This is a genomic window from Sphingomonas sorbitolis (genome assembly GCF_036663875.1).
Classification (GTDB): domain Bacteria; phylum Pseudomonadota; class Alphaproteobacteria; order Sphingomonadales; family Sphingomonadaceae; genus Sphingomonas.
Window position 1 is genome coordinate 123,764 of record NZ_JAXOJS010000005.1, and the last position, 25,815, is coordinate 149,578.

A 25,815-nucleotide genomic window follows, 5' to 3' on the forward strand; every position below is an offset into this window, starting at 1 on the left:
CGAAGAAGGGGGCGGCGTCCTGCGACGCCGCCCCCTTTCGATTGCCGCAACGCCCGGGTTTAGAAGCCGAACTTCACGCCGGCGCGGAACTGACGGCCATAGATGCCCTCGCCCGCCTGCACTGGGTTGTAGAGATAGGCGCCATACGTCGCCGGATCGATCGGCGGCAGATCGTTCAGGATATTCAGCACGTTGACGTAGAAGCTGAACTTGTCGGTTACCTTGACCGTGCCGACCATATCGACAGTGATGTAACCGTCGACGTTTGCGGGCAGATAATCGACCGCGAGGCCGCCATCGCCACGTACGCCGCCCTGGTCTTCTGCCGACAGGTTATATCCTGCAACATAGTTCACCGTGCCGCTGAGGCTGAACTCATCGCGGATATCGATCGTGTTGGTAACGTTCGCACGCCAGCGTGGCGTCCCCGAGCCCGCCGTCAGGTTGTAGTTGCCGAGCGTACCGACATACTTTTCCTTGCGACCGCCGGGGAACGTTGTGCTGAGATCGAGCAGGATGCTGCCCTCACCCGAGATCGTGTAGCGGATGTTGTCGTTGATATCGAACCGCGCGCTGCCGCCCATGTCGATGCCCTGCGAATGGATCGTGTTGGCATTGACCAACTGCGACTGCACCAGCCCGACCCGCGGCGTAGCGCCCTCGAAACCGACGCCAACGGCATCCGGCGTCACCGTGAACCCTTCGGGGATCGGCTGACCCGAATAATAAGCGGCCAGTGCATCGCCTGCGGTCAGCGAGGTAATCGCACCCGTCTTCTTGATGTCGAAGAAGTCGACCGTGAACGACACGTTACGGATCGGCTCGAACACGACGCCAGCCGTAAAGCTCCGCGACTTCTCGGGCTTCAGGTTTTGGCTGGCCAGGGTCGTCTGACCATAGCTGCCCTGACGAATATAGGTCGGGCACGAAGCGAACGTCGCCACGGTGCAACCATATTGCGCGAGATACCCGTCGCTGAACAACGTCGCGTTGTTGGTGACATAGCCAGTCGTCGGCAATGCATTGGCCTCGCCGAAGCTCGGGATGCGGAAACCGCGCGACCATGTACCGCGGATCGCAAGCTGGCGGATCGGCGTGAACTTGGCGCCGACCTTTGGCGAGAAGTTGCTCTGGCCCGACGAATAATGATCGTAGCGGCCCGATGCGTTGACCAGGAACTGATCGACGATCGGCAGCTGCAATTCGGTGAATGCCGAGGAAACCGTACGATTGCCGCTGGTGCCGAACGCGTTGATCGAGAAATATCGCTGCGTTGGCCCATTCGTATCGGCGTTCGCGGATGGTGCGTCGATTGCCTCGTAGAAAATCGACCCGCCGACGGCGAGCTGTGCAGCACCACCCGGAAGCGTGAACAGCTCCTTGGTGACCGATGCCTGCAACTGATACAGGTCCGAGCTGGAGTCGTTGATGTTGTCTGGCGTCAGATAGCTGCGCGTTGCCTGCGAGTTGAGCGCAGGGTTGACGAAATTGTAGCTGCCGTCGTTGATCACATCGAGCAGGTGCTGGACGAAGACATAGCCCTTCTGCGTGCGACGCAGATCGCTATGCATCGCGGTCGCATCGACCCGGTAGTTCCAGTCGCCGGCAATCGTACCCTTGATGCCTGCAGCCGCACGGTACACCCGGTTACGCGTCCCGTTGAAGGTGACGGTATCGGGCAGCGCGCCGATCAGCAGCGCGTTCTGGCCCTGCGCAGCAAAGGGGTTGTTCGGGTTGAGACTCCCGTTTGCCGCCGTGCAGGTCACAGTGCCGCGTGGGCAGACATAGACCGGCAGTGACAGGGGCGCGGAACCCGCAGCATATTGCGCCGCTGCCGAGGACGTCGAATATTGCGGGAAAAGGATACCTGCCGGGGCATTGCCGCGAATGACCGACGGGTCACCGCTATAGCTCGACGAGGATTGCTGGAAATTGACTTCCATATACGCTTCGGCGGCATCGCCGACCTTGGCGGTGAACCGCGCCGAACCACCGAAGCGCTCGATGTTCGGTGCCACTACGCCATATTGGTTGACCAGGTCCTGCTGGCAAACGACGTTTGCGACGGCAGCGTTATTGGCCTGCGCGCGGTCGGCGGCAGTCGTCGAATACGGCGTACCGTTGAGGCAGCCTGGGGTCAGCAGCTGGAATTGCGAGCCGCCGACCGCGGTTGCGCCGTTGGCCGGACGGACGAAGAAGTTCGCACCGGCGACCGAGCCGTTGTTCGGAAGCAAACCATCGGCGCCGATGCCGTTGACGATGTTGTTCGGTCCACCCGTACCAACGCCGCGCTGATCCGCCGAATTAAACGGAGATGCCAGATCGCGGTTGTAGACGGCTTCGCTGCGGAAATAGAAGCCGCTGATATACGCGTTATAGCCTTTCGCATCGAGATCACCGGTGCCCGCGGTCAGCGTCAGACGCTGGTTGGCAGCGACGCCACGCTGGCTGATGCCCGCTTCGGCGCGGCCGCTGATGCCATTGAACGAGCGCTTGGTGATGACGTTGACGACGCCTGCGATGGCGTCTGCACCATAGCTGGACGATGCACCGTCACGGAGAACCTCGACCCGCTCGACGATGTCGTCGGGGATCGTGTTCAGATCGACGAAGTTGCGCGTCGCGTCATCGGCGAGCGGATAATAGGCGGCGCGCAGGCCGTCGAACAGGACGAGCGTCGAGTTGGTCGACAGGCCACGCAACGATACCGCGGACGCACCACCGGCAAATGCGCCGTTCGCGGTGAACGAGTTGGTCAGCGCCGGACCGTTGTTCGATGCGAGCGACTGAATGGCGCCCTGCACGGTGTTGATGCCACGCGCGTCGAGGTTGGCAGTCGTCAGCGTCGTGACCGGCGATGGCGTAGCATTGTCGGTTTGGCGAAACAGGGATCCGGTAACGACGATGTCCTGACCATTCGACGCTTCGTCGGCTGGCGGCGTCTGCGGTGCTGGAGCAGCCGCTTGCGCGTCTGCGGCGGTCGTCGTGTCCTGGGCAAAGCCAGTCGCAGTAGACAGGACCAGCGCTAATGGCGTCACTGCAGCAAGCAGCAGTGTCTTTGACGTAAATCGTGTCGTGGTAATCAAGACTGAACCCCTTGCATTGCGCACCGACCGCCCTGACGATCGGCTGCGAAAACACCTCAACTGCTGCTTTGCAAGCGTGCCGAGGACATGGGTTAAGAATGCAGGTGGGCGCCCAGCGTGTAAAGACAGGCATGACGCATCGTTCATTTTTGGTTGCAACCAGTGTCAAAAATGACACGAAAGCTGCCTCTTTTTTTCCGCTCGGTAATAATAGCAATTTCGCGCGGTCGGAGTTGTAATAATGTAAGCCCGTCGTCTTACCCTATTTCGCCGGCCACCAGCAGCGGATCGAGTTTCGCGTCGTTCCAGCGCAGGCTCCAGTGGAGATGCGGACCGGTGGCGCGGCCGGTCATCCCGACCGCGCCGATCGGTTGCCCTTTTGTCACGTGATTGCCGGGTTTCACGTCGATGCGTGACAGGTGCAGGAACGCGCTGTTGAGGCCCATGCCGTGGTCGATCATCAGCAGATTGCCCTCCAGCGTGAACGGGTGATCTGCGGCCAGGATCACGACGCCATTGGCTGGCGCGCGCACGACCGTGCCCGTCTCGCGCGCGATGTCGATCCCCGAATGATAGGACCCCGCCTCGCCATTGCGGTAGATGCGTTGCGACCCGAACAGCGTCGAGATCCGACCCGTCACCGGCCACGCGAACGTCTGCCGCCATCCGTCGGACACTGCGGATCCTCGTCGTGCGGCCTTGATCTCGGCAAGTTCGCCAGGGCGGATGCGCGTGAATTCCGCTTCCGGAACGGGATATTTGGGCAGGGTGGACAGCCGCGAGATGTCCCAGCTTCGGGGTGCGATCGTCAGCGGCTGCTGGATCATGCGTCCGTCGGCAAGTGTCGCGCTCAGCATGGCCTGCGGGCCGGCGTCGCGGTCGAAGCCGGCGAGAAAGCGGCCGTCGGGGGCCAGCGCGATCGGCTTGCCGTTCAGCATGACGGTGCGCGTTCCGGCGGGGGCGGTCCCGAGGATCAGCCCGCCCTGGCTGAGCGTGCCGGTCCAGCGAAAGGGGCTCGCAGTTGCGGTAGTTGGCGGCGGCGCTTGCTGGGCGGGGGCGCTGGTCGCGGCCAGCAGGACGAGCACCACCGCCCGGATCATCGTGGCGCCATCGCTTCGCTGGCGGCGGCGGCGGTGGAATAGGCTTCCTGGCGCGCGACGCTCCAGTAGCGCAGGTCTTCGAGCGCGATACGGTGGCCGGTCGCGGCGCACGGCACGTGATCACCGGGGCTGAGCACGCGGAAACCGTTGGCCATATAGTGCAGCCGCGCGGCGCGGTCAGAGTTGGACATCAGCATTGCTAAAACTCTTCTTTACAGCAGGGTGGGCTGGCGCGGCGTCGCATCGGGCGCGGCCTTCGCCTTGGGAGCAGCATAGGTTTTGGCGGCGGGGCGCTCAAGGCCGGTGTCGGTGACCGCATCCACCACGCCGTCGCGGAAATGGAGCGTCAGCGTCACAGCATCGCGCGCCGACGTGGCGGACGCTAGCGTCTCGCCGCCGGGCCGCGCGGTGACGCGGGCATAGCCGCGGTCGAGGATCGCGTCGGGGTTGAGCGACTGGACGAGGCGCCACGTCGCATCGAGCTGCGCACGTTTCGCTTCGAGTTTGCGCTCCAGCGTGGCGGGACGGAGTGCGGCGCCGGAGCGGTCGAGACTGCCGCGCGCGAGGGTCAGGCGACGCTCCAGCCCGCGATCGAGGCGCTGGCCGAAATCGTCCGCGCGCTGGCGCTGCGGGCCTAGCAACTGGTCGCGCTTCGGGAGCAGGCGGGCGAGCGCATCGAGGCGTTCGCGACCACGCTCGACATGACGGCGCGCGCAGCGTTCGGTGCGGTTGCGGTGGCTGTCGATCGTCAGCCTCAGGTCGGCGAGCACGGGCACCGCGATCTCGGCGGCGGCGGTCGGCGTCGGCGCGCGGAGGTCGGCGGCGAAATCGCACAAGGTCGTGTCGGTCTCGTGCCCGACGGCGGAGATGATCGGGATCGTGCACCCGGCGACCGCGCGGACGACGATCTCCTCGTTGAACGACCACAGATCCTCGACCGAGCCGCCGCCGCGCGCGACGATGACGAGGTCGGGGCGCGGCACCGGGCCGCCGGGGACGATCGCGTCGAACCCGCGAACGGCGGCGGCGATCTCGGCGGCGGAGCCCTCGCCCTGCACCTTGACCGGCCAGACGATGACGTGCGTCGGGCAGCGATCCTCGAGCCGGTGGAGGATGTCGCGGATCACAGCGCCCGTCCCCGAGGTGACGACGCCGATGACCTTCGGCATGAACGGCAGCCGCTTTTTCTGCGTACCGTCGAACAACCCCTCGCCCGCCAGCTTCGCCTTCAGCTTCTCGAGCAGCGCCATCAAGGCGCCCGCGCCCGCCAGCTCCATCCGCTCGATGACGATCTGGTATTTCGAGCGGCTGGGATAGGTGGTGAGCTTGCCGGTCGCGATCACCTCGATGCCGTCCTGCGGGACGAAGGCGAGGCTCGACGCGTTGCCCTTCCAGATGACGCCGTCTATGACCGCCTGGTCGTCCTTGAGCGACATATAGCAGTGCCCCGACGCGACACGCTTCCAGCCCGAGATCTCGCCGCGCAGCCGGACATGGCCGAACTCGCCCTCGACCATCCGCTTCAGCTTGAACGCGAGTTCGCCGACCGACATGGCGAGTGCGTTGTCGCCGGCGACCGGCTCGGCTACCAGCCGCCCCATGTTTGCCACCATGTCGCTGGACAATTCATCGGAAAAGGGATCGGGCATGAACGTCCTGCTGCTGGGCTCGGGGGGGCGCGAACATGCGCTCGCGTGGAAGCTGGTGCAATCTCGCGGCCTCGATACGCTGTATGCCGCGCCGGGCAACCCCGGGATCGCACGGCTTGCGACGCTCGTGCCGCTGGATGCGACGGACCACGCCGCCGTCGTCGCGTTCGTGCGCGAGCATGAGGTCGGGCTGGTCGTGATCGGGCCCGAGGCGCCGCTCGTTGACGGGCTGGCCGATAGCTTGCGCGCCGCGGATATCCCTGTGTTCGGGCCGTCGAAGGCGGCGGCGCAACTGGAAGGGTCGAAGGGCTTCACCAAGGACCTGTGCCTTCGCGCAGGCATTCCGACCGCGGGCTATGTCCGTGTGAAAACGCGCGAAGAGGCGGATGCCGCACTCGCTCGCACCTTCTCGCTGCCGGTGGTCATCAAGGCGGACGGTCTCGCCGCGGGTAAGGGCGTCGTCATCGCGTTCAGCGCCGCCGAAGCCGATGCTGCGCTCGACGCGCTGTTCGCCGACGGAGAAGCCGAGGCGGTGATCGAGGAATTCCTCGAGGGCGAGGAGGCGAGCCTGTTCGTGCTGACCGACGGCGTCTCGCTAATGCCGTTCGGCTCCGCGCAGGATCACAAGCGCGTCGGCGAAGGCGATACCGGGCCGAACACCGGCGGGATGGGCGCTTACAGCCCGGCGCTCGTGCTGACGCCAGCGTTGGAGAAGCGCGCGCTCGACGAGATCGTCGCGCCGACGGTGGCGGCGATGGCGGCGGAGGGCGCTCCGTTCTCGGGCGTGCTGTACGCCGGGCTGATGCTGACGCCACAGGGCCCCAAACTGATCGAGTACAACGCGCGGTTCGGAGATCCCGAGACGCAGGTGCTGATGATGCGCTTCCAGGGTGACCTGTTGGCGACGATGCTGGCGACCGCCGAAGGGCGGCTCGGCGAAATGGCGGCGGCGAAGTTCAGCGACGAGACCGCGCTGACCGTGGTGATGGCGGCGGACGGCTATCCGGGTACGCCCAAGGCGGGCGGGTCGATCGTCGGACTGGATTCCGCGCGGGCGGCAGGCGGCACCGTGTTCCACGCAGGCACCCGGATCGAGGACGGCGGCCTGTTCGCATCTGGCGGTCGCGTGCTCGCGGTGACCGCGACCGGCGACGATGTCGCAACGGCACAGGCGAACGCCTACCGCGCGGTCGAGGCGATCGATTTCGCGGAAGGCTTCTACCGCCGCGATATCGGCTGGCGCGAGATCGCGCGCGGCGCGTAATCCAGTCCTGATCCTCCCCCGCCAGGGGGAGGTGGCTGGCGCTTGCCAGACGGTGGGGGAGGAAAGCGAAACCCCTGTTCCGTGACCTCCCCCTCCGCCACCTTCAGCGACACCTCCCCCTTGCGGGGGAGGATCGTCAGGTACGAGCCAGCCGATTTGATCTCGCCGCCCGCAGCGCGCGGCGCTACGGTATGGGAATGAACGAAACTTCCGCGACCTCCGCCTCGGGTCTCAGCCTGCTGCCCGACGGCATCGCCACGCTGACCGCGATCCACTTCACGATCATCGCCGTGGTGGCGATCCTCGTGGTGATCGGCCTGATCTGGGGCATCCGGGCCAAGCGCAGCCGCACGAAGGCAACGCACGACGTGATCGCCAACGCCAAGGAGGCCGGCGTTCCCCCCACGCCGATCGACGCTGAACCCGAAACGCGCACGGCCTCGCAGTCCCAGGTACAGGCGCAGAAGGTCGCCTCGGTTACGCCGCCCCAGGTCCAGCCCCCGGTCCAGCCCCAACCCGAGCGCACGCCCACGGTTCGTACTGCCCCTGCGCCGATCGCCGACACGCCGGACTCTGACGTTGCGCCAACACCCGATCGTTTGGCCGACGAGCCGATCGCCGCGGCTGCGCCGCTGGAGGCCAGCCCAGCAACCGAAATAGCGCCGCCGACACCCCTCGAACCCGCCCCGATCGCACCAGCATCCGCACCCATCGAGTCGACACAGCCGGCACCATCCTATGCGGACGACCCCGTCACGCAATTGAAGGGACTCGGCCCCAAGGTCGCCGCGCAGCTCGGCGCGCTCGGCGTTGCGACGATCGGCCAGATGGCGGCGCTGTCGGAGAGCGAAGCGCAGCGCATCGACGCGCAACTCGGCAACTTCACCGGACGGATGGGCCGCGATCGCTGGATCGAACAGGCGCGGCTACTCGCGGCGGGCGACAAGGCCGGGTTCGAGGCTGTGTTCGGCAAGCTGTGAGCCACGCGCTCGGACGCATGACAGTGCATCGAAGGTGTGCCGCGGGCCTGATCAGCTAACCGCGACCCTCGGCGGAAATGACGATTGGCTCTATGCTCCACGCGCGCCGACGGGCATGTCGGGCGCGCCGCATCTCGATGTAGGAGAGCGGCGGATAACAGGGCGATGAGTGCACATGCTGGTAACGATGAGCGCAATGCTGTTGACGGCTGCCCCCGTTCACGTGACGGCCGCGCCGATATCGTTACCCGGCGATGCGGCGAGTGCGGCGCTACCCGGCGCGATGCTGTCGCCTTTCGCGAGTGACTTCCCGGCGGCCGCGTCGATAGCGGTTTCGCCGCTTGCCCTGACCGCATCGCTTCCTGCGTTCGAGATCCTCCCCCAGGGGCTGCCGACGCAGGACATTCCGCCGGTCGGCCCCGCTCCGTTGGGGACCCCTGCCCAACGGACTAGCAACGACATTCCCAAGGACATCGTCGTCACAGGCCGCAAGGAGACCGCGGGAGATCCGCTGCGCGCGGTCAACGCCGAGTCGTTCGCGGTGACGCAGAAGGTCGATGACGCCGTGATCGGGCCGGTCGCGCGGACCTACAAGAACAACGTGCCGAGCCCGATCCGGCGCGGCATCCACAATTTCCTCTACAATCTGCGCGAGCCGATCGTCTTCCTGAACTTCCTGTTGCAGTTCAAGCCGGGCAAGGCGGCGGAGACGGTCGGGCGGTTCGCGATCAACACGACCATCGGCGTGGCGGGTGTGCTCGACATGGCCAAGCGCAAGCCGTTCCACCTGCCGCGACGCTCGAACGGGTTCGCCAACACGCTCGGCTATTACGGCGTCAAGAACGGCCCGTTCCTGTTCCTCCCGATCGTCGGGCCGACCACGATCCGCGACTTGTTGGGTGGCGCGGTCGATCGCCTGATCCTGCCGGTCGGCGTCGGTCATCCGTTCACCAGCACGTCGTACACGGTGCCGGCGGGTATCCTCGGCGCGCTCGATCACCGGTCCGAGTTCGACCAGACGTTGAAGGACCTGCACGACAATTCGCCCGATCCGTACGCGGCGACGCGGTCGTTCTACCTGAACCGGCGACAGGCGGAGATCGACCACCTCCACGGGAGGGTCGAGGGCGATCCTGCGGGCATGTCCGGGCCACCGCCGAGTGTCGTGCCGTTCGTGCCGAGTGACCTGGAGCCGGGGGCTAAGCCGGTTTCGGAAGTACCGGCGGAGAGTTCCAGCGCGCCTGCCGTTGGTGAACCCGGAGTTGCGGCTCCAGCCGTCGACGCAAAGGCCGAGGCCGAGGTTCACCCGTAAACGAGAGCGGAGGCTTACCATCCCCTTTCCGTTCGTGCTGAGCTGAGATCTGCCCGCGGACCAAGACCACGATATCGACCGCCCCCTCTCCGTTCGTGCTGAGTAGAGACCGAGTAGCTCCGTCAGGAGCGTATCGAGGGTTCGTATCGAAGCATGGGTTCCGAGCGCCCACCCATCCTTCGATACGCGGCTTCGACAAGCTCAGCAGCTACTCAGGACGAACGGAAGGGGATAAGTACGGTCTGCGAACCGAGCAGGCGGCGAGAAAACCATCAATCCGCCCCTCAGGTACCGTACTCCGTCACCACAAAAGCCCGTCACCCCAGCGTACGCTGGGGTCTCCCAATTGGGATCCGTCGCGCGCAAAACGGGAAGATCCCAGCTTTCGCTGGGATGACGGTTCTTAGGAAGTCTCGCCAGCCGGAGCGGAGCGGATCAGAAGTATCTGTACGCCGGTTTTGCATCTGAACTTCGCCCAAGCACCCACGCCCGGCGGAGTCCTCAGACCTCGCTCACCAGCAGCTTGTCGATGCGCCGTCCATCCAGATCGACGATCTCGAACTTCCAGCCCTGCTCGACAAAGCTCTCGCCCTCACCCGGCAGATGGCGGAACACCGACAGCGCCAACCCCGCAACGGTGGCGTAATCACGATCTTCAGGCAGGTCGATGCCGAGGCGATCGGCGAGCGAATCCGCCGCCATTGTCCCCGCCACCAGCAACGAGCCATCGTCACGCACGACGACCGAAGGCGCATCGTCCGGATCCGAGTCCGACTTGAACTCGCCGGCGATCGCCGCGAGCAGATCGGCCGGCGTGACGATCCCTTCGAAATGGCCGTATTCGTCGTGGATCAGCGCCATCGGCACTTCGGCTTCGCGCAGCGCGAGCAACGCGTCCATCGCATCGATCTGGTCGATCACCACCGGCGCCTTGCGCATCAACGCACGCAGGTCGATCGGTTCGCCGCGGAACAGCGCGGCGGCGATGTCGCGTGCCTGGACGACGCCCTTGACCGCGTCGATCGAACCTTCGCCCACCGGCAGCCGGGTGTGCTGCGACGCGAGCAGCGTCTCGCGGATCTCGTCGGGGCCCCAGTCGCAGTCTAGCCAGTCGATCTCGGTACGCGGCGTCATCACTTCGCGGACCGGGCGATCCGCGAGGCGAACGACGCCTGAGATGATCGAGCGTTCATGCTCCTCGATGATTCCCGATTTCGACGCCTCGGCGACGATCATGTGGAGTTCTTCGGCGGTGACGTGCTCTTCCGATTCACGGTTGAGGCGGAGCGCGCGGAATATCAGCGCGCTGGTCGAATCGAGTACCAGCACGATTGGCGCGGTGCCGATCGCGAGCCAGCGCATCACCGGCGCCATGAACGACGCGATCGCCTCGGGCGCCCGCAACGCGAACTGCTTGGGGACCAGCTCGCCGATGATCAGCGACGCATAGGTCGTCAGGCCGATGACGATCGCGAACCCGACGGTCTCGGCAGTCGAGGCGGACAGGCCCCAGGCCTGCAACCGCGCGGCTGTCGGCATACCGAGGCTGGAGCCGGAATAGGCGCCCGCCAGGATGCCGATCAGCGTGATGCCGATCTGGACGGTCGAGAGAAACTTGCCCGGGTCTGCCGCGAGCACAAGCGCGGCGCGCGCGCCCTTCTTGCCTTGGCGTGCCATCGCCTCGAGCCGCGCTTTGCGTGCAGAGACGATCGCGAGTTCGCTCATCGCGAACACGCCGTTCAACGCGACGAGCGCGAGGATGATCGCGACGTCGATCCAGGGGAAGGGGGGAAGCGGTGCCATTGGCTCGCCGCCTCTTTGCAGGACAACGGCCCGTCGCACAACCGTCCTTGCACATGCTCGACATTACGCCGCCAAGATGGTCAGGCTCGGTTCAGTGCGCAGGCGGAACAATCGTCGCGACACTGGGTTATCGGCCGTAACGGGCATAACGCCGTCCTCATCATGTCCCAGGGAGATTATCTATGAAAACCAAGATGTTCGCAGGCGCCGCACTCGCCGCACTGATCGCCACCAGCGGCTGCACCACCGATCCGGAGACCGGTCGCCAGACGATCTCGAAGACCGCGCTCGGCGGTATAGGTGGCGCGCTGGGCGGCTATCTGCTCGGCGACGTGGTCGGTGGACGGCATGACCGGACCGAGAAGCTGCTCGGCGCGGGCATCGGCGGTCTCGCGGGTGCGGGCATCGGCGCGTACATGGACAAGCAGGAGCGCGATCTGCGCGCGCGCACCGCGGGCACCGACGTGCAGGTCATCCGCCAGGGTGACGATCTGGTGCTCAACATCCCGTCGGGCATCACCTTCGCGTATGACAGCGCGAACGTGCAGCCGCAGTTCCAGCGCACGCTCGACCAGGTTGCCGACACGCTCGCACAGTACAACCAGACCTATGTCGACGTGTACGGCCACACCGATTCGACGGGCAGCGATGCGTACAACCAGACGCTGTCGGAGCGTCGTGCGCGCTCGGTCGCGGATTATCTGTCGGGGCACGGCGTGCAGGCTGCACGCATCGGTACGCGCGGCTATGGCAAGACGCAGCCGATCGCGTCGAACGATACCGATGCGGGTCGGGCGGCTAACCGTCGCGTCGAGGTGAAGATCGTGCCGATCTCGCAGAACGACATGCGCCAGTAAGGGGCTTTAGGGGGCTGCGGGCGCTGTTGGTCCGTCGCCCCGCCCCAACCATCGTCATCCCCGCGTAGGCGGGGATCCATATTCTCGGCGGTCAGCGGTTCTAGCCGATAGGCTAGCCAGTATGGGTCCCCGCATCCGCGGGGATGACGGGATGGTTAGAACAGCCGCCCACCGTTCGGGACCGGTCCGGTCGACGAAATCAGCACGACCTTCCCATCCGCATCGGGGAAGCCGAGCGTCAGGACTTCGGACATCATCGGGCCGATCTGGCGCGGCGGGAAGTTGACCACCGCGGCGACCTGCCGGCCGACCAAAGCCTCAGGCGTATAATGCTCGGTGATCTGCGCGGATGAGCGTTTCACGCCGATCTCCGCACCAAAATCGATCCGCAGCTTGATCGCAGGTTTGCGCGCTTCGGGGAAGGGCTCGGCCTCGACGATCGTGCCGACGCGGATGTCGACCTTCTCGAAGTCCGCGAACGTGATCACCTCAGAAATCGACATTGTCGTAGTGCGCCGGGGGTGAGATCAGCTCCATCCGTTCGGACAGCAGCGGGCGGAAGCTCGGGCGGCTCTTGAAGCCGCGATACCAGCGTGCGGTCTGGTCGTGGCCCTTCCAGTCGATCCCGCCGAGATAATCGGTCACCGAGATCTGCGCCGCCGCCGCGAGATCGGCGAGGCTCATCGTCGCGCCGCCGAGCCAGTTCCGGTGATCGAGCAGGTAGTCCATATAATCGAGATGCCCGACCGCGGCTTTCATCGCTTCACGGAGCCCCTTGGCGTCAGGCGCGGTGCGGTGGGCGAGGCGCTTGACCATGCGTTCGTGGAGCAGCGGTCCGGTCACGTCGCGGTAGAAATGCGTGTCGAACCACGTGACCAGCCGGCGGATCTCGGCGCGGTTGGTCGCGGTGCCGTTGATCATCGCCGCCTTCTCGACGGTTTCCTCGAAGAATTCGCAGATCGCCATCGAATCGATCAGCGGGGCGACGCCGCGCGACGCGTCGACCATCACCGGGGTCTGGCCGGCGGGGTTCATGTCCATGAACTCGTCGCGGCGATCCCAGGGCGATTCGCGGACGAGTTCGTAGCCGACCCCCTTCTCGCCCAGCAGCAGGCGCACCTTTCGCGAGAAGGGACACAGGGGGAATTGATAAAGCTGCCACATGCCATCCGTTTAGGCGGTGGGGGGCGGCTGTGTCACTAGCGCGGGTTGGGTGGCGTGGCGTTTGTGGCGATAAGATTTGTTCGCGCGGAGGCGCAGAGAGCGCGGAGGTGCAGAGAGCGCGGAGGTGCTCCCCTCGTCGCGAAGCACTCATTTCTGCAACGCGCCTTTGGGTGCAAGTGGCCCGTTTCGGGCGCCCCCCTCCGCGTCTCCGCGTCTCCGCGTGAACCCCTCTAACTTGCACCCCCCCGGCGAAGGCCGGGGCCCAATTGGGAGACATCGCTAACGGAGGTCCGCGTTCCGTTACTCCAACCTTTCCAATTGGGCCCCGGCCTTCGCCGGGGTGGTAGGCCTGAAGAGGCTATTCCGCCGCTACCAACTCGGCGCTGTCGTCGAGTGGGTGGCTCAGGCGGGTCAGCATTTCCTTGGGCACGATCTGCCAGAAATGCGGCGCGATCCGGTCCCAGTCCTCGAGCAGGCCCTTCGACCATTTGCTGTCGGTATGGTCCGCGTGATCGCGGACCAGGTCGAGCAGGACGTCGGCCCAGTGGAGCGACTTCACGCGGTCCCAGGTGATGTTCTCGGGATTGGCGCGCTTCGCGAACACGCCGTCGGGATCGTAGACGAACGCCATCCCGCCGGTCATCCCCGCGCCGAAGTTCGCGCCGACCTTGCCCAGCACCACCGCGATGCCGTTGGTCATGTATTCGCACCCGTTCGCGCCGCAGCCTTCGACGACCACGCTCGCACCCGAATTGCGCACCGCGAACCGCTCGCCCGCCTGCCCCGCCGCGAACAGCCGTCCGCTGGTCGCGCCGTAGAGCACGGTGTTGCCGATGATCGTGTTGTCCTGGCTCGCTAGCGGCGAACTCACCGCCGGGCGGACGATGATCGTGCCGCCCGAGAGGCCCTTCCCGACATAGTCGTTCGAATCGCCGAACACTTCGAGCGTGATCCCCTTACACAGGAACGCGCCGAGCGACTGGCCCGCAGACCCGCGCAAACGGATCGTCACGTGGTTGTCCGCCAGCGTCGACATCCCGAACTTCCGCGTGATCTCGCTCGACAGCCGCGTGCCGACCGCGCGGTGCGTGTTGCGCACCGAATAGGTCAGCTGCATCTTCTCGCCGCGCGAGAACACCGCGGACGCGTCCTTGATGATCTGCGCGTCGAGGCTGTCGGGCACCTCGTTGCGGAAGGTCGACAGGCTGAACCGACGCTGCGAATCGTCGGCATCGACCTTCGCCAGGATCGGGTTCAGATCGAGATCGTCGAGATGCTCCGCGCCGCGGCTGACCTGCCGGAGCAGTTCGGTGCGGCCGATCACGTCGTCGAGGCTCTTCACGCCCAGTCGCGCGAGGATGTCGCGGACTTCCTCGGCGATGAAGGTCATCAGGTTGATCACCTTCTCGGGCGTGCCGACGAACTTCTGGCGGAGCGCGTCGTTCTGCGTGCAGATGCCGACCGGGCACGTGTTCGAATGGCATTGCCGGACCATGATGCAGCCCATCGCGACCAGCGACAGCGTGCCGATCCCGAACTCTTCCGCGCCGAGGATCGCAGCGATGACGATGTCGCGACCAGTCTTGAGCCCGCCATCGGTGCGCAACCGCACGCGTCCGCGCAGGCCGTTGAGCGTCAGCACCTGGTTGACCTCCGACAGGCCCATTTCCCACGGCGTGCCGGCATATTTGATCGAGGTCTGTGGTGATGCGCCGGTGCCGCCGACGTGGCCGGCGATCAGGATCACGTCGGCATGCGCCTTCGCAACACCCGCCGCGACCGTGCCGATGCCCGCCGAGCTGACGAGCTTCACGCACACCCGGGCGCGCGGGTTGATCTGCTTCAGGTCGTAGATGAGCTGGGCGAGATCCTCGATCGAGTAGATGTCGTGGTGCGGCGGCGGCGAGATCAGCGTCACGCCGGGCGTCGCATGGCGCAGCTTGGCGATGAACTCGGTGACCTTGAAGCCGGGCAGCTGGCCGCCTTCGCCGGGCTTGGCGCCCTGTGCGACCTTGACCTCGATCTCCTCGCACGCGTTCAGATATTCCGCCGTCACGCCGAACCGGCCGGACGCGACCTGCTTGATCGACGAGTTGGCGTTATCGCCGTTCGCGTACGGCACGAAGCGCGACTTGTCCTCGCCGCCCTCGCCCGACACCGCCTTCGCGCCGATCCGGTTCATCGCGATTGCCAGCGTCTCGTGCGCCTCGGGTGACAGCGCGCCGAGCGACATGCCGGGGGTCACGAACCGCTTGCGGATCTCGGTGATCGCCTCGACCTGATCGACCGGCACGCCCTCCGCGGGGAAGTTGAACTGAAGCAGATCACGCAGATACACCGGCGGCAGATCGGACACGCCGCGCGAGAATTGCAGGTAGCTCGTATAGCTATCGGTCGCGACCGCGGTCTGGAGCAGGTGCATCAGCTGCGCGGAATAGGCGTGCGTCTCGCCGGTGTGGCGCTGGCGATAGAAGCCGCCGATCGGCAGCGTCGCCACGGCCGGATTGAATGCCGCTTCGTGGCGATCGGTCGCGTTGACGTGGAGCGACGCATAACCCTCGCCGCTGATCTTGGCGGGCATGCCGGGGAACAGGTCGTTGACCAGGCTCCGCGACAGGCCGACCGCCTCGAAATTATAGCCACCGCGGTACGACGAGATGACCGCGATGCCCATCTTCGACATGATCTTGAGCAGCCCCTCCTCGACCGCGACGCGGTGGCGGCGGAGGCATTCGGCGAGGTCGAGATCACCGAACAGCCCGCGCGACTGACGATCGACGATCGCGGCTTCGGCAAGATAGGCGTTCACGGTGGTCGCGCCGACACCGATCAGCACCGCATAATAATGCGTGTCGAGGCACTCGGCCGAGCGGACGTTGATCGACGCATAGGAGCGCAGGCCGCGGCGGACGAGGTGCGTGTGCACCGCGGCGACCGCGAGCACGCCGGCGATGCCGACGCGGTCTTCGCTGATCGCCTCGTCGGTGAGGAAGATCTCGCTCTTGCCCTGGCGGACGGCTTGTTCGGCCTCGTTGCGGATCCGCTGGATCGCCGCGCGGAGCTTCTCCGGACCGCCGCCGACGTCGAACGTGCAATCGATCTCCGCGACCGCGTTACCGAAATGCGCCTTCAACCGCGACCAATGCTCGCCCGTCAGCACCGGCGAATCGAGCACGAGGACGCGCTCGCGCTGGTCGCGCACGTCGAGGATGTTGGCGAGATTGCCGAACCGCGTCTTGAGCGACATCACGTGGCGCTCGCGCAGCGGATCGATCGGCGGGTTGGTGACCTGCGAGAAGTTCTGGCGGAAGAACTGGCTGATCAGCCGCGGCTTGTCCGAGATGACCGCGAGCGGCGTATCGTCGCCCATCGATCCGATCGCTTCCTTGGCGGACTCGACCATCGGCGACAGGATCAGCTCCATGTCCTCCATCGTCTGACCCGCGGCAACCTGGCGACGTGCGAGCTCGGCACGGTCGTAGCGCACCACCGCGTCCTCGACCGAGGGCAGGTCGGCGAGCGTGTGGAATTCGCCGATCATCGCGGCGTAATCCGCCTCACCCGAGATGCGATCCTTCACTTCGCGATCCTGGAGCAGGCGCCCTTCGTCGAGGTCGACCGCGATCATCTCGCCCGGCCCGAGCCGGCCCTTGGCGACGATCGTCGATTCGGGAACGACGACCATGCCGCTCTCGGAGCCGACGATCAGCAGGCCGTCCGAGGTCAGCGTGTAGCGGAGTGGACGCAGCGCGTTGCGGTCCATGCCCGCGACCGCCCAGCGGCCATCGGTCATCGCCAGCGCGGCGGGGCCGTCCCATGGTTCCATCACCGACGCGAGATACTGGTACATCGCAGTATGCTCGGGCGGCATGTCCGGGCTCGCGGCTTCGGGGACCAGCATCAGCTTGGCGGTCGGCGCATCGCGACCCGAGCGGCAGATCGCCTCGAACACCGCGTCGAGTGCGGCGGTGTCGGACGCGCCGGCGGGGATCACCGGCTTGATGTCCTCCGAATTGTCGCCGAACGCGAGGCTCGCCATGCGGATCTCGTGGCTGAGCATCCAGTTCTTGTTGCCGCGGATCGTGTTGATCTCGCCGTTATGCGCGAGGCAGCGGAACGGTTGCGCCAGCCACCATTGCGGGAAGGTGTTGGTCGAATAGCGTTGATGGAAGATCGCGACGCGGCTCTCGAAGCGCTGGTCGCACAGGTCGGGGTAGAACACCGACAGCGATTCGGCGAGGAACAGCCCCTTGTAGATGATCGAGCGGCACGACAGCGAACAGATGTAGAAACCCTGGATCTGCGCCGCGATGACGCGCTTCTCGATCCGCCGGCGAACCAGATACAGCGTCTTCTCGAACTCGGCGGCATCCTGCTCTTCGGGCAACGGGCCCGCGATCATGATCTGCTCGATCTCGGGGCGCGTCGCCTGCGCCTTCTGGCCGATCACCGACACGTCGACGGGCACCTGGCGCCAGCCATAGATGGTGTAGCCCGCCTCGATGATCGCGCTCTCGACGATCGTCCGGCAATCCTCTTGCGCGCCGAGATCGGTACGCGGGAGGAAGATCATGCCGACGGCCAGCCGGTTCGGGCGGACCTTGTGGCCCGAGGCAGCGACCGCATCGTCGAAGAAGCGCAGCGGCAGGTCGATGTGCAGGCCTGCGCCATCGCCGGTCTTGCCGTCCGCATCGACCGCGCCACGGTGCCACACCGCCTTCAACGCATCGACCGCCGACTGCACGACGCGCCGCGACGCGCGACCATCGGTGGCGGCGACGAGCCCGACGCCGCACGCATCGCCCTCGAACTCGGGGCGGTACATGCCTTCGGCGGCGAGGCGGGCGCGTTGATCGATCATCGGGGAACCCTGTTCGTTGCTCATGCCGCCACCTTCGCGTTCGCAGCCTTGGTCTTCAGCCATTTATGCATCGTCGCGGCGACGTCGCGACCGTCGCGGATCGCCCAGACGACGAGGCTCGCACCGCGGACGATGTCGCCCGCTGCGAACACGCCGTCGAGGCTGGTCATCAGCGTCTTGCCGTCGACCAGCACGGTGCCCCAGCGGCTGACACCCAGTTCGGGTGTCGCGAAGAGCGTCGGCAGGTCCTCGGCGTCGAAGCCGAGCGCCTTGATGACCAGATCGGCGTTCACCGAATAGTCGCCGGCGGGATCGGGCTCGGGCGCGCGGCGGCCGCTCGCATCGGGCGCGCCGAGGCGCATCTTCCGCACCTTGACGCTCGACACCGTATCGCCACCGTCGAAGCTCTGCGGGCCGGAGAGCCAGACGAACTCGACGCCCTCTTCCTCGGCGTTGGCGACTTCGCGCTGCGAGCCGGGCATGTTGGCGCGGTCGCGGCGATAGAGGCACTTCACCGACTTGGCGCCCTGGCGGATCGCGGTGCGGACGCAGTCCATCGCGGTGTCGCCACCGCCGATCACGACGACGTCCTTGCCCTCCGCATTGAGGCTGCCGTCGTCGAATGCGGGGACCGCGTCGCCGAAGCCCTTGCGGTTCGAGGCGACGAGGAAGTCGAGTGCTGCGACCACGCCGTTCGATCCGCCGCCGGGCAGGTCCATCGCGCGCGCCTTGTACACGCCGGTCGCGATCAGGATCGCGTCGTGGCGCTGGCGCAGTTCGTCGAGGCTCGAATCCTCGCCGACCGCGAAGCCTTCGTGGAAGACGATACCCGACGCCTTCAGCCGCTCGACGCGGCGCATGACGATCGGCTTTTCGAGCTTGAAGCCGGGGATGCCGTAGGTGAGCAACCCGCCGGCGCGGTCGTAGCGGTCATAGACGTGCACGTCATAGCCATGCCCGCGCAGATATTCCGCCGCGGTGAGACCTGCCGGCCCCGCGCCGATTACGCCGACCGACTGGCCGCGCGACTTACCGGGCACCAGCGGCTCGACCCAGCCATTCTCCCACGCGGTGTCGGTGATGAACTTCTCGACCGATCCGATCGTGACCGCGCCGTGGCCCGTGAATTCGATGACGCAATTGCCTTCGCACAGCCGGTCCTGCGGACAGATGCGCCCGCAGATCTCGGGCATGGTCGAGGTCGCGTTGCTCAGCTCATACGCCTCGCGCAACCGCCCCTCCGCGGTCAGCCTCAGCCAATCAGGGATATGGTTGTGCAGCGGGCAATGCACCGAACAATAGGGCACGCCGCACTGCGAACAGCGTCCGGCCTGCTCCTCGGCAGGCCCGACCGCATAGCGTTGTGCGATTTCGCGGAAATCGTCGGCCCGCTCGTCAGCGGTGCGCTTGTCAGGATAGGATTGCTCCCGGCCGACAAATTTGAGCATCGAATCGTTCGCCATGATAGCCTCCGACAGCGGCGTTATTGCGCGATCGGAGGCTTGTCACGACTAAAACAGCATTTAGGTAAGCTGTACTGCCCGATAAAACCTAATGATTACCAAATATCTCTGATAGCCATTATCAACAAGGCTTATTGATACCGTAGCGGACCTACTTGCTGAGCAACCAGATCAGCGCGGCCGACCCGGCGACGACGCGGTACAAGGCGAACGGCACGAACCCGTGCTTGGTGACGATCCCAACGAACCACTTCACCACCAGCAGCGCGACGACGAACGACACTGCGGCACCGATCGCGATCGCGCCCAGCCCGACGCCACCGCCACTCGCGATCGCATCACGGTTCTTCAGCAGTTCGAGCGCGCTCGCACCCAGCATCGTCGGGATTGCGAGGAAGAAGCTGAACTCCGCCGCGGTACGTCGCTCGACGCCCAGCGCCAGCGCACCGAGGATGGTCGCGCCCGACCGGCTGACGCCCGGGATCATCGCCAGGCACTGGAGGAAGCCGATGCCGATCACCGTCTTGAGCGGAATGCCCGCGACGCCGCTGATATCGCTGCGTGGCGCGAACCGCTCGACCGCGAGGATCGCGAAGCCACCGACGATCAGCGCGATCGCCACGACCTCGGCATTGCCGAGCAGCGCCTCGATGTATTTGTGCAGCGCGAGGCCGATCACCGCCGCCGGGATGAACGCGACCACCAGGTTGCGCAGGAACAGCCAGGATTTCGGCTCGCGGCGGATCAGCCCCATGCCGACCGCCCAGAACGTCCGCCAGTACAGCACGACGATGGCGAGGATCGCGCCGAGCTGGATCACGACGTTGAACACCTCCCAGCGCCCCGCATCATAGCCGAGTAGCCGCGTCGCGAGGATCAGGTGACCGGTCGACGAGACGGGCAGGAATTCGGTGATCCCCTCGACGATGCCGAGGAGGATGACAGTGAGAAGTTCGGTCAAGCGGGAGCTCCGGCGCGGTAGGTCAGGGCAATGTCATGAATAGCGTAGCACGCGCAGGATCAGGAGACAGGGACTTCCGCCCGCGTTTCGGCGCGCCGACCGAACCGTCCAGCCTTGCGAAAGCGCACCAGCCAGCCCGGCGCGACCGTCGACAGCGGCGTCGCCTCGATCCCGAACGCGGCGAGACCATTGGTACCGGTGACGACATTGTCGCTCTGCAGCATCGTCCACTGGTCCTTGGTGATCGGCGCGCCCGGCAGGAACCCCGCCTTGGCGATCAGCGCGCCGGCAAAGTCCGGCAGTTCGACGATCGAGGGATTGCGGCCGATCGTCTTGGCGATCCAGCGGATCAAATTGCCCATCGTGATGATGTCGGGCCCGCCGAGCTCGAGCGTCTTGCCGCCGAACGTCTCGGGATCGGACGCTGCCGCGACCACCGCGTCCGCCACGTTGCCGACGAACACCGGCTGGAACTTCGCGCCCGCCCGCAGCACCGGCACCACAGGCGCCTTGGCGATCATCCCGGCAAAGCGGTTCACGAACTGGTCTTCCTGGCCGAACACGATCGACGGCCGAAGGATCGTCGCGGTCGGGAACGCCGCGAGCACCGCCGCCTCGCCCTGTCCCTTCGACTTGCCGTATGCGGATGCGGACTCCGGATTTGCGCCGATCGCCGAGACATGCACCAGCGCACCAACGCCCGCCTTGGCCGCGGCCTCCGCTACTGTCTGCGCGCCGAGCGCCTGCACGCGCTGGAAATCGCCCGCCAGCACACCGACCAAGTTCACGACCACGTCCGAGCCGTGCACCGCATGCGCAATCGTATCGGGCTTGGTGACGTCGGCGCCGACGAACTGCGTCTGGCCGAGCCCGCCGAGCAGCTTCAGGAAGAACGCCTGCCGCGGATCGCGCTGCGCGATGCGGACGCGTGCGCCCGTCGCCAGCAGCGCCTGTGCGACATAGCGGCCGACGAAACCGCCACCCCCGATCAGCGTCACCAGTTTGTCGTTCATCGCGCGTCCGTCCACTTTGTTTTGCCTGCCAATCACGAATAACCCCTTGCCCCAGCAAGAGGCGTGTTGACAAGCATCGCGACCCTCCCCTAGAGGCGCCCTCCTACCCCGTGCCCGGATGGCGGAATTGGTAGACGCACCAGCTTCAGGTGCTGGCGATCGCAAGGTCGTGGAGGTTCGAGTCCTCTTCCGGGCACCATTTTCCAAATGCGTTTGGAAAATCTAGATGTCGCGCTTAGCGCACCGTTTTTGATTGGCTTAAGTCTGCGACCAGATGGAATCCGAGCGGTTCACGTGACACTGACTGAACTCTTGGCGCTATCAGGTCGACGCGGCCGCATGAGATCGCCGCGCACCAGCCCTGATCTGTCCGATCTGCACCTCGCGAACTACTGACACGGCGCGCCGGGACCTGTTCAATACGGATATGCCTATTCGGTAACTCCCGAAAAAGGCGCCACCGTTAATCTGCAGATGCTCGATTCCGCCGGCGTCAACCACACTCTTTACGTTGCGGGTTTACGTTGCCGGCGATACCGACCACATCAGAACGGCAGCCATCGGCTCTTGTGCGTAAGATTCATATACCCGACGTTCACGCCTGCGCGCCAGCCAACGCCTAGCCGGATCGGAATCAAGACGACGTTGCCGCGGCGAAGGTAGGTCGCAGCGAATCCCCCCACGAGATAGAGGCGCCCTTCGACCGCGGGAAACCGCTTGTAGAGCTCTTCCGTGTCATAAAGATTGTAGACGAGCACGAAGACTTTGTTGGCGTCGCCACCGACATCGAAGCCCACCGAAGGCCCGGTCCAATAGACCGGCTGCTGGCCCTCGACCTTGTGGCTCATGATACCCGAGCCGTACCGCACGCCGAGAATGAACGCTCCAGAGGCCTCGCGCCCGGCGATATAAGCGTTGGGCTGACCTTGGTCCTTCAGTATCTTTTCAAGCAGCCCACCAAGTCCGGCCGCCCCTTTGCCGAACACGCCTTCACCGGCCGCCAGCAGATCATCGCGCTCGTAGGTGTCGGCGGCCTGCATCGTCGCTTCGGCGCGCGTTTCCGGGGCCTGCTGGCTAGCAGGCGGGGGAGGCGTAGGAGTAGGACCTGCCTGAACAGGGGGCTCCACATAGGTCGGGCGCGACGGCTGCGTCGCCGCCTGGCCGCGTGATGGCGTGGAATATGCCTGCGCGGAAAGGTCGCCATCGATCGCCTGGTTTGGATCGATCGTGCGGACCTGCGCCGACACGGTGCCCCCACAGAGGGCCGCCGCTAAGGCGCCAAGGCCAAGCCAGAAGCTACGCATGTCGATCGATCCCCACACTATCAAGGCACCCTGCCAACGGTAGGTTAACCGACGCGTGCCTTGCCGTGCAATGAACGAGCGCCAAGTACGTGTCGAAATCGGGCGAAGTCGGGCCAATTCGGGATGAGCGACGCGTTTGTCGGCCACACCCACCAAACCAGCGGAATTCGCGCAAACCGCCATTACAGCCGTTGCTCAGTACGCCGACCCTCGCTATAGCCCCGCATCTGCTGCAGCCGGAGACGTGGGTGAGTGGCTGAAACCAGCGGTTTGCTAAACCGCCGTACCGGGTTTACTGGTACCGAGGGTTCGAATCCCTCCGTCTCCGCCACTTCTGTAATAAATTCTGCTTTTCCTTCGATAAGTCGCGCGGCGCGCCAAGGTGCCTATTGCTCCGCGGGCAGCATCAACCGTCAGCGAGTGATCCGCGTGACGTGGCCCATCTTACGCCCTGGCCGCGCGGTGCCCTTGCCATACAGATGCAGGTGGGCGCCGGACTCAGCCAGCAACGCTGCCCAGCGGTCCGCATCGTCGCCGATCAGGTTTTCCATCGTCGCCTCACGCCCCGTCAAGGTCGTCGCACCCAGCGGCAAGCCGCAGATCGCGCGGATGTGGTTTTCGAATTGCGAGCATTCGGCGCCTTCGATCGTCCAGTGGCCGGAATTGTGTACGCGGGGCGCCATCTCGTTGAACACCGGGCCGTCCGCACCGACGAAGAACTCGCACGCCAATATGCCAACATAGTCGAGTTCGGCGGCGATCCGCTGTGCCAGCGCTGCAGCTTCGTCGGCTTGGGCCAGCACGGCGGCGGGCGCGGGGACGGACGAGTGGCGGAGTATCGCGTCGCGGTGGACGTTGAGTGGCGAATCGTAGCGCGCGATGCTGCCGTCGAGGCCGCGGGCGATCAGGATCGAGAACTCGTGTTCGAACGGCACGAAAGCTTCCAGCACTGCCGGCCCGCCGATCGCGTCCCACGCGGCTTGCGCCGCGGCGGGCGTGTCGATCTTGACCTGACCCTTGCCGTCATAGCCGAAGCGCGCGGTCTTGAGGATGGCGGGGGTACCGATCGCCTTCAGGCCTGCCTGCAGGCTTTCGAGGCTGTCGACCGCAGCCCAAGGTGCCGGGCGGCCGCCGACGCTCTCCACGAAGCGTTTTTCGCCGATCCGCTCCTGAGCGACGCGGAGCGCGCGGGGGCTCGGGTGAACGGGGACGCGGTCTGCGAGCCATTCCACGGGCTCGACTGCGATATTCTCGAACTCGTAGGTGATGACGTCGCAGGCGTCGGCGAAGTCGGCCAGCACGATGCGGTTGTGATAGTCGGCGCGCGTCATGGTCGAGGCGGACTGTGCGGCGACGCTCTCCTGGTCGGGCGCGAGGACGTGCGTGTGATAGCCGAGCCGCGCCGCGGCGGTCGCGAGCATGCGGCCGAGCTGGCCTCCGCCGAGGATGCCGATGGTCGATCCGGGGGGAAGCGGCGTCATGTCAGCGTCTTTCAGGCTATCGTGCTCAGATGGGGTCGGTCGCGACGGCGTCGGTCTGTGCGGCGCGCCAGACTTTGAGGCGCTCGGCCAGCGCATCGTCGGACGTCGCGAGGATCGCGGCGGCGAGCAGGCCTGCGTTGATGGCGCCGGGCTTGCCGATCGCGAGTGTGCCGACCGGGATGCCGCCGGGCATCTGGACGATCGAGAGCAGGCTATCCATGCCCTTCAGCGCCTTCGATTCGACGGGGACGCCGAGCACCGGGAGGTGCGTCATCGAGGCGGCCATGCCGGGAAGGTGCGCCGCGCCGCCTGCGCCGGCGATCACCACCTTAAGGCCGCGATCGGCGGCGGTGGTCGCGTAGTCGTAGAGGCGTTGGGGCGTCCGGTGCGCGGAGACGACCTTGGTCTCGTAGGCGACGTCGAGCGCGTCGAGCGTCTCGGCGGCGTGGCGCATCGTCTCCCAATCGGAGGTGCTGCCCATGATGATGCCGACTAGAGCCATTTCCGTCCCCAGATCAAAGGAGCGCCGTGCCTAGCGATGGGCGGGCGCTAGGGCAATGTTTTGGTGGGTGGATGGTATGTGCCACGCAAAACTGCACCACCCCGGCGGAGGCCGGGGCCCAATTGGGAAACGGAGCTAACCGGTGGCAGCGCTCCGTTACTGCCACCTTTCCAATTGGGCCCCGGCCTTCGCCGGGGTGGTGCTACTTAAGGACGGCGTCAGCGCTCGCTGAGGTAGTAGCGGTCCGTCGCGTTCAGGTCGGCGTCGAGTTCGTAGACGATCGGCTGGCCGGTCGGGATCTCAAGGCTGGTGATCTCGTCGTCGGGGATGTTCGACAGGTGCTTGACCAGCGCGCGGAGCGAATTGCCGTGCGCGGAGATCAGGATGCGCTGGCCGTCCTTGAGCGCGGGGGCGATCCGCTCGTCCCAATAGGGGAGGACGCGGGCGATGGTGTCCTTGAGGCTTTCCGTCTTGGGGATGGCGATGCCGGCGTAGCGGCGGTCCCTGGACAGGTCGAACTTGCTGTCGTCCTCCAAGACCGGGGGCGGGACGTCGAAGCTGCGGCGCCAGATGTGGACCTGCGCGTCGCCGTGCTTGGCCGCGGTCTCCGCCTTGTCGAGGCCGGTGAGTCCGCCGTAGTGCCGCTCGTTCAGGCGCCAGTCCTTCTCGACCGGGAGCCAGAGCCGGCCCATCGCCTCCAGCGCGATGTTGAGCGTCTTGATCGCGCGGGTCTGAAGGCTGACGAAGGTCTGGTCGAAGTCGAGGCCCTTGGCGGCCATCAGCTCGCCTGCGGCCTTGGCCTCGGCCTCACCCTTGGCGGTCATGTCGACGTCCCACCAGCCGGTGAAGCGGTTCTCGAGGTTCCAGGTGGACTGGCCGTGGCGGATCAAGACTAGGGTCGGCATTCGGGCTCCTGGGATGGCGCGGGTTGGTATCAACAACTATCCGTCATCCTGACGAAAGTCAGGACCCAGGGTAACGGGACGTCGCCCATCTTGGCTCTGGGTCCTGACTT

At 65.7% G+C, this 25,815-nt stretch carries 19 protein-coding genes and 2 tRNA genes; 6 read left to right on the forward strand and 15 right to left on the reverse strand.

Annotated features, from left to right (window positions below; genetic code table 11):
- Window positions 1–59 precede the first annotated feature (59 nt).
- The 4 genes from U1763_RS15475 to xseA form a co-directional block, all read right to left on the reverse strand.
- Window positions 60–3,038: a TonB-dependent receptor domain-containing protein gene (locus tag U1763_RS15475; RefSeq protein ID WP_332755906.1), complete on the reverse strand. Its 2,979-nt coding sequence runs from the start codon at window positions 3,036–3,038 to the stop codon at window positions 60–62.
- 305 nt (window positions 3,039–3,343) lie between these two features.
- A complete protein-coding gene (locus U1763_RS15480; protein ID WP_332755907.1) occupies window positions 3,344–4,186 on the reverse strand; it encodes a M23 family metallopeptidase in 843 nt (280 codons plus the stop codon).
- A complete protein-coding gene (locus U1763_RS15485) occupies window positions 4,183–4,383 on the reverse strand; it encodes a DUF2093 domain-containing protein (protein ID WP_132897415.1) in 201 nt (66 codons plus the stop codon). Before U1763_RS15485 ends, U1763_RS15480 begins: the two co-directional genes overlap by 4 nt.
- A 15-nt stretch (window positions 4,384–4,398) precedes the next feature.
- The gene (gene xseA, locus U1763_RS15490) at window positions 4,399–5,835 is read right to left on the reverse strand and encodes an exodeoxyribonuclease VII large subunit (RefSeq protein ID WP_443026929.1); all 1,437 of its coding nucleotides are present in this window, start codon (window positions 5,833–5,835) and stop codon (window positions 4,399–4,401) included.
- Between xseA and purD the strand changes: the two genes are divergently transcribed.
- The 3 genes from purD (at window position 5,834) to U1763_RS15505 (ending at window position 9,391) form a co-directional block, all read left to right on the forward strand.
- Window positions 5,834–7,099, forward strand: a complete 1,266-nt coding sequence (purD, locus tag U1763_RS15495; RefSeq protein WP_332755908.1) for a phosphoribosylamine--glycine ligase — start codon at window positions 5,834–5,836, stop codon at window positions 7,097–7,099. The genes xseA and purD overlap by 2 nt on opposite strands.
- 197 nt (window positions 7,100–7,296) lie before the next feature.
- On the forward strand, window positions 7,297–8,079 hold the full coding sequence (locus tag U1763_RS15500; protein ID WP_332755909.1) for a helix-hairpin-helix domain-containing protein: 783 nt from the start codon (window positions 7,297–7,299) through the stop codon (window positions 8,077–8,079).
- A gap of 175 nt (window positions 8,080–8,254) precedes the next feature.
- On the forward strand, window positions 8,255–9,391 hold the full coding sequence (locus U1763_RS15505; RefSeq protein ID WP_332755910.1) for an MlaA family lipoprotein: 1,137 nt from the start codon (window positions 8,255–8,257) through the stop codon (window positions 9,389–9,391).
- 501 nt (window positions 9,392–9,892) lie between these two features.
- On the opposite strand, the gene U1763_RS15510 is transcribed toward U1763_RS15505, so the two are convergent.
- On the reverse strand, window positions 9,893–11,194 hold the full coding sequence (locus tag U1763_RS15510) for a hemolysin family protein (protein ID WP_332755911.1): 1,302 nt from the start codon (window positions 11,192–11,194) through the stop codon (window positions 9,893–9,895).
- A 182-nt stretch (window positions 11,195–11,376) separates the two neighbouring features.
- Here U1763_RS15510 and U1763_RS15515 point away from each other — a divergent pair, with 182 nt between their 5' ends.
- Window positions 11,377–12,051, forward strand: coding sequence for a YiaD family glycine zipper/OmpA-like lipoprotein (locus tag U1763_RS15515; RefSeq protein ID WP_060526237.1), 675 nt, complete (start codon window positions 11,377–11,379; stop codon window positions 12,049–12,051).
- A 155-nt stretch (window positions 12,052–12,206) separates the two neighbouring features.
- Here U1763_RS15515 and U1763_RS15520 read toward each other — a convergent pair whose 3' ends face one another.
- From U1763_RS15520 to U1763_RS15545, 6 genes are all read right to left on the reverse strand, one after another.
- The gene (locus U1763_RS15520; protein ID WP_332755912.1) at window positions 12,207–12,554 is read right to left on the reverse strand and encodes a tRNA-binding protein; all 348 of its coding nucleotides are present in this window, start codon (window positions 12,552–12,554) and stop codon (window positions 12,207–12,209) included.
- Window positions 12,541–13,215, reverse strand: a complete 675-nt coding sequence (locus U1763_RS15525; RefSeq protein ID WP_056054264.1) for a glutathione S-transferase family protein — start codon at window positions 13,213–13,215, stop codon at window positions 12,541–12,543. The genes U1763_RS15520 and U1763_RS15525 overlap by 14 nt, the downstream gene beginning before the upstream one ends.
- A gap of 358 nt (window positions 13,216–13,573) precedes the next feature.
- Window positions 13,574–18,076 (reverse strand): glutamate synthase large subunit, encoded by a 4,503-nt coding sequence (gene gltB / locus U1763_RS15530; protein WP_332756240.1) that lies wholly within the window; start codon window positions 18,074–18,076, stop codon window positions 13,574–13,576.
- 20 nt (window positions 18,077–18,096) lie between these two features.
- Window positions 18,097–19,539, reverse strand: a complete 1,443-nt coding sequence (locus U1763_RS15535) for an NAD(P)-dependent oxidoreductase (RefSeq protein WP_332755913.1) — start codon at window positions 19,537–19,539, stop codon at window positions 18,097–18,099.
- A gap of 151 nt (window positions 19,540–19,690) precedes the next feature.
- Entirely contained in the window at window positions 19,691–20,500 is an 810-nt protein-coding gene (locus U1763_RS15540; RefSeq protein ID WP_332755914.1) for an undecaprenyl-diphosphate phosphatase, read from the reverse strand.
- Window positions 20,501–20,559: 59 nt separating this feature from the next.
- Window positions 20,560–21,513 (reverse strand): complex I NDUFA9 subunit family protein, encoded by a 954-nt coding sequence (locus U1763_RS15545; RefSeq protein ID WP_332755915.1) that lies wholly within the window; start codon window positions 21,511–21,513, stop codon window positions 20,560–20,562.
- Window positions 21,514–21,625: 112 nt separating this feature from the next.
- Between U1763_RS15545 and U1763_RS15550 the strand changes: the two genes are divergently transcribed.
- Window positions 21,626–21,712 (forward strand) — tRNA-Leu (locus U1763_RS15550).
- A 346-nt stretch (window positions 21,713–22,058) separates the two neighbouring features.
- Here the strand turns inward: U1763_RS15550 and U1763_RS15555 are convergent.
- Complete coding sequence (locus U1763_RS15555; RefSeq protein WP_132897557.1) at window positions 22,059–22,817, reverse strand: DUF1134 domain-containing protein; 759 nt, start codon at window positions 22,815–22,817, stop codon at window positions 22,059–22,061.
- Between the two features lie 238 nt (window positions 22,818–23,055).
- Between U1763_RS15555 and U1763_RS15560 the strand changes: the two genes are divergently transcribed.
- Window positions 23,056–23,148 (forward strand) — tRNA-Ser (locus tag U1763_RS15560).
- An 82-nt stretch (window positions 23,149–23,230) separates the two neighbouring features.
- Here the strand turns inward: U1763_RS15560 and U1763_RS15565 are convergent.
- The 3 genes from U1763_RS15565 to gpmA form a co-directional block, all read right to left on the reverse strand.
- A complete protein-coding gene (locus U1763_RS15565; RefSeq protein ID WP_332755916.1) occupies window positions 23,231–24,298 on the reverse strand; it encodes a 5-(carboxyamino)imidazole ribonucleotide synthase in 1,068 nt (355 codons plus the stop codon).
- Between the two features lie 25 nt (window positions 24,299–24,323).
- Window positions 24,324–24,800, reverse strand: coding sequence for a 5-(carboxyamino)imidazole ribonucleotide mutase (gene purE / locus U1763_RS15570; protein ID WP_132897407.1), 477 nt, complete (start codon window positions 24,798–24,800; stop codon window positions 24,324–24,326).
- Between the two features lie 218 nt (window positions 24,801–25,018).
- A complete protein-coding gene (gene gpmA / locus U1763_RS15575; protein ID WP_132897406.1) occupies window positions 25,019–25,705 on the reverse strand; it encodes a 2,3-diphosphoglycerate-dependent phosphoglycerate mutase in 687 nt (228 codons plus the stop codon).
- Window positions 25,706–25,815: the final 110 nt, after the last annotated feature.